Origin of the sequence: Xenorhabdus vietnamensis (assembly GCF_002127535.1) — a bacterium.
Taxonomy (GTDB): domain Bacteria; phylum Pseudomonadota; class Gammaproteobacteria; order Enterobacterales; family Enterobacteriaceae; genus Xenorhabdus; species Xenorhabdus vietnamensis.
Window position 1 is genome coordinate 1 of record NZ_MUBJ01000061.1, and the last position, 3,246, is coordinate 3,246.

Below are 3,246 nucleotides of genomic sequence, written 5' to 3' on the forward strand. Positions count from 1 at the left end.
GACACCTAAACGTTTTGCTCTTTCCCATTGATAGTCATCAGGAAAATTTTGGACATCCGCAATGAGTCCCTCATCAGGGATTTTCGTGGCGGGTTTATTTTTCCATATGAAAGGTTAAAACCACCGACTTTAGTCGGTCAGCTTTAGCTGCGATACTGTGTTGCACGAGAGGTGCAATATGGATTACAGATATGGCAGCCACACGGTATTTCAAATTGAATATCATTTTGTGTGGGTCACGAAATATAGGTACAAAGTACTGACAGGTGAAGTCGCTCTACGCGTGCGAGAATTAGTCCGTCAGACATGTGAAGCATTTGAAATCAGGATATTAGAAGGAGTAGTGAGCAAAGATCATGTTCACATACTGGTGAGTAGTCCTCCAACATTAGCGCCCTCAGAAATCATGAGGAGACTGAAGGAAAGGACAGCGAGTAAGTTGTTTGACGAGTTTTCGCATCTGAAAAAGCGCTACTGGGGTCAACATTTTTGGGGAAGAGGCTATTTTTGTGCCACGGTGGGTCGATTAACGGAAGAGATGATAAAGGCTTATCTGGCGCATCATTTTGAACCTAACCCGAACGATAACTTCAGGATGGACAATTGACGCATCGTTCAGCCGATGCGTATCCGGACTTTCAGTCCGTTAATCACTAACCCACCGACTTTAGTCGGTGGTTGTTGAGTGCGGGTCATGCAAGGTTCTATTTTATTGCACCACCGGAACAAGGTACGCAGGGAGATTTCAAAATGGGCACTCGTTTGTTCGAAAGTCAACGAATGCTTGTCTTTGTATGCCAGTACTCGCTTTCGAAAATCTAAGCTGTAGCCCATCTCATTTTATGCCTTGTCATCTTAGATTTAGATATTATGTCATATTAATATGATTTAGCTATATCAGTCAGGGAGTAAACTTGTTTTGGCTGGCTGCGCAAATGGGACACAAAGGGCCTGAAATGCTATTCCGACATTATGGCTCGTATTTAGAAGCCTACAACGGAAATACCGAACGCCAATTCAGTTCCCAAAATAGAAACTGAACTCAGCATGACAGTGCAGGGACTTCAAAGTGCACGTAAAATGCACTCAAGCACTAATAAACAACCAAATACTTATTAAAAAAACAAATAATTATAAATATAATATCGCGGGTTCAACTCCCGCCAGCTCCACCAAATTTGGTAGGACAGTGTCAGGACAACAACTTGAAAAACAGCCAGTTAGCAAAGTTGAGTGGTCACTGTCATGACAGTAAATGGACTTAAAAAGATACGCAAAAGATACGCGGCTCTTTTCCCAAATACCTCAAATTTTCCCCTCTGAGGTGTTTTTTTTATAACCAATATGTTTTTCTTTGTAAGAAAGTGTAACAAAAATACATGCCATTCTTGCCCGTTTTGAGTCTGATTTTTCCCTCAGCTCATCCTTCTTAAAACCTATATTGAAGAACAGTCATCATTATTTTGTTCAAAAAATTCACTGCTAAAGTGCTCCGCTGAACCAGTGCATTTCTGTACACATAAACAGCACTTTTAAATATTCAGATTTTTTGATGATATTTGGCGATCAGGTGCGCTTTTGCCAAAGAAGAGCTCAAGTGAGGATGAGAAGTCAGTGTCGCTATAGGGCAGAAATTACCCTTTAACCTATGGGATACCTGCACAAATAAAAGGTGTTGCGGAAATCTCAATACCCCCACTTTAAAGATGGTTGGGATTTCAACCATGATAAAAATCAATCAATTATACTCAAATAACTCACTGCGAACGTAATACGTACTCAGGCACTCAGTTACATTAAGTAACCCTATACTGGACAGCTTAAACTCAAGCCCTCCTACTGTGGTGATTTTCACCCTAGTTGATTAACTCATTGATTTATCCGAGGTGGTCATTTTGACCACCCGAGGATATCGATATTCCTTTGCGCCGGGTTATCACACATACAACACACAAGAGTGACTAAATAAGATTTCAAAATAATAGATCACTTGGAGGGAACTCAGTCCGATTTTTGCGATCTGATCAATTGCGAAAAATCACAAATCACCCAACGGACCGAGTTATGCCTATCATAGCACCCATATCTCAAGATGAACGCCAGAAAATGAAAAAACTTATCCATAAAACGTGTGATAAGAACTATGCCCGCCGATTGCTCGCGTTATTGATGCTGCATGATGGATGTACTGTGACTTACGTTGCTAAACCCCTCTCTGCTGCACGCTCTTCTGTCAATCGCTGGATTGAGTGGTTTACGTTATATGGATTAGAAGGACTTAAAAGCTTATCGGTGGGCAGGCCTGCTGTCTGGGAGCTAACGCCACTCTATCAGCTTCTGACTTGATTATTACAGCATTCTCCCCAAGATTTTGGTTATCTTCGCTCACGCTGGAGCCTTGAACTCATTGAAGTGGATATTGATTTGAATCCGAAAATTGGGGCAGATTGGTGTTTCAGAGGCCAGCAAAAACGGGTTGTTACACCGGGAAAAAATGAAAAATATTACCTTGCAGGTTGCCTCAATGCCCAAACAAGGAAAGTCACCTATGTTAAAGGAATGAAGAAGAATTCTGATTTATTTATCAGAATGTTAGAGGCACTTAATCACCAATACCCCCACGCAGAAACTCTCACGTTAATCTTAGATAACTATTGCATTCATAAAAGCAAGCGGGTTAAGGATTGGCTGGCACAACATCCGAAATTTAACCTCTTGTTTTTACCGGTCTATTCTCCCTGGTTAAATAAAATAGAACGGCTCTGGCAATCACTCCATGAGACAGTCACACGTAACCATTGCTGTCAATTTATGTGGCAGTTGCTCAATGATGTCGATGAATTTTTGGGATCGTATTCATCACATCAAAAAGCGGGCATGAAAAAAAGGAGTGTAGCGCTATTATGAAATCTTATTTAGCTTTATTTCAACCTTCTGCTTAAACCCTAAGTTATTGATAATTTCGGAGTCCTCAATTTGAAGAAGCCGGATAGTTTGAGCGGTTCCAGAACTGGCGGGTAAAAGCCATTGAAGAGCAGTGGGAAAGTAAGCTGCTGTTGCTTGTAATTTTCACCAAACTAGTATAAAAACATACAATAAAACTTAAACCGAAGATTGATTTCATAATTCAATCTTCGGTATTGATTCTATTAATAATCTACTAAAAATCATAAATCACTATAATAATTATATCCCCAGAATTCCCACGGACATATTTGATACACAGCCGGTTTTCACCCCGAAAGT

1 protein-coding gene and 4 pseudogenes are annotated in these 3,246 nt (G+C 40.5%); 3 read left to right on the forward strand and 2 right to left on the reverse strand.

The annotated features are described in order from the left end of the window. Positions 1 to 99: pseudogene (locus tag Xvie_RS25045) on the reverse strand (IS630 transposase-related protein); the annotation flags it as partial. Between the two features lie 79 nt (positions 100 to 178). Between Xvie_RS25045 and tnpA the strand changes: the two are divergent. Then, positions 179 to 607, forward strand: a complete 429-nt coding sequence (tnpA, locus tag Xvie_RS19910) for an IS200/IS605 family transposase (RefSeq protein ID WP_086110834.1) — start codon at positions 179 to 181, stop codon at positions 605 to 607. A gap of 56 nt (positions 608 to 663) precedes the next feature. Here the strand turns inward: tnpA and Xvie_RS19915 are convergent. Further along, a pseudogene (locus Xvie_RS19915) lies at positions 664 to 834 on the reverse strand (IS630 transposase-related protein); the annotation flags it as partial. A 59-nt stretch (positions 835 to 893) separates the two neighbouring features. On the opposite strand from Xvie_RS19915, the pseudogene Xvie_RS23485 reads away from it, so the two are divergent. Both Xvie_RS23485 and Xvie_RS19920 read left to right on the forward strand, forming a co-directional pair. Then, positions 894 to 1,040 (forward strand): annotated as a pseudogene (locus tag Xvie_RS23485) (integrase); the annotation flags it as partial. Positions 1,041 to 2,064: 1,024 nt separating this feature from the next. Then, positions 2,065 to 2,907: pseudogene (locus tag Xvie_RS19920) on the forward strand (IS630 family transposase). The last annotated feature ends 339 nt before the right edge of the window (positions 2,908 to 3,246 follow it).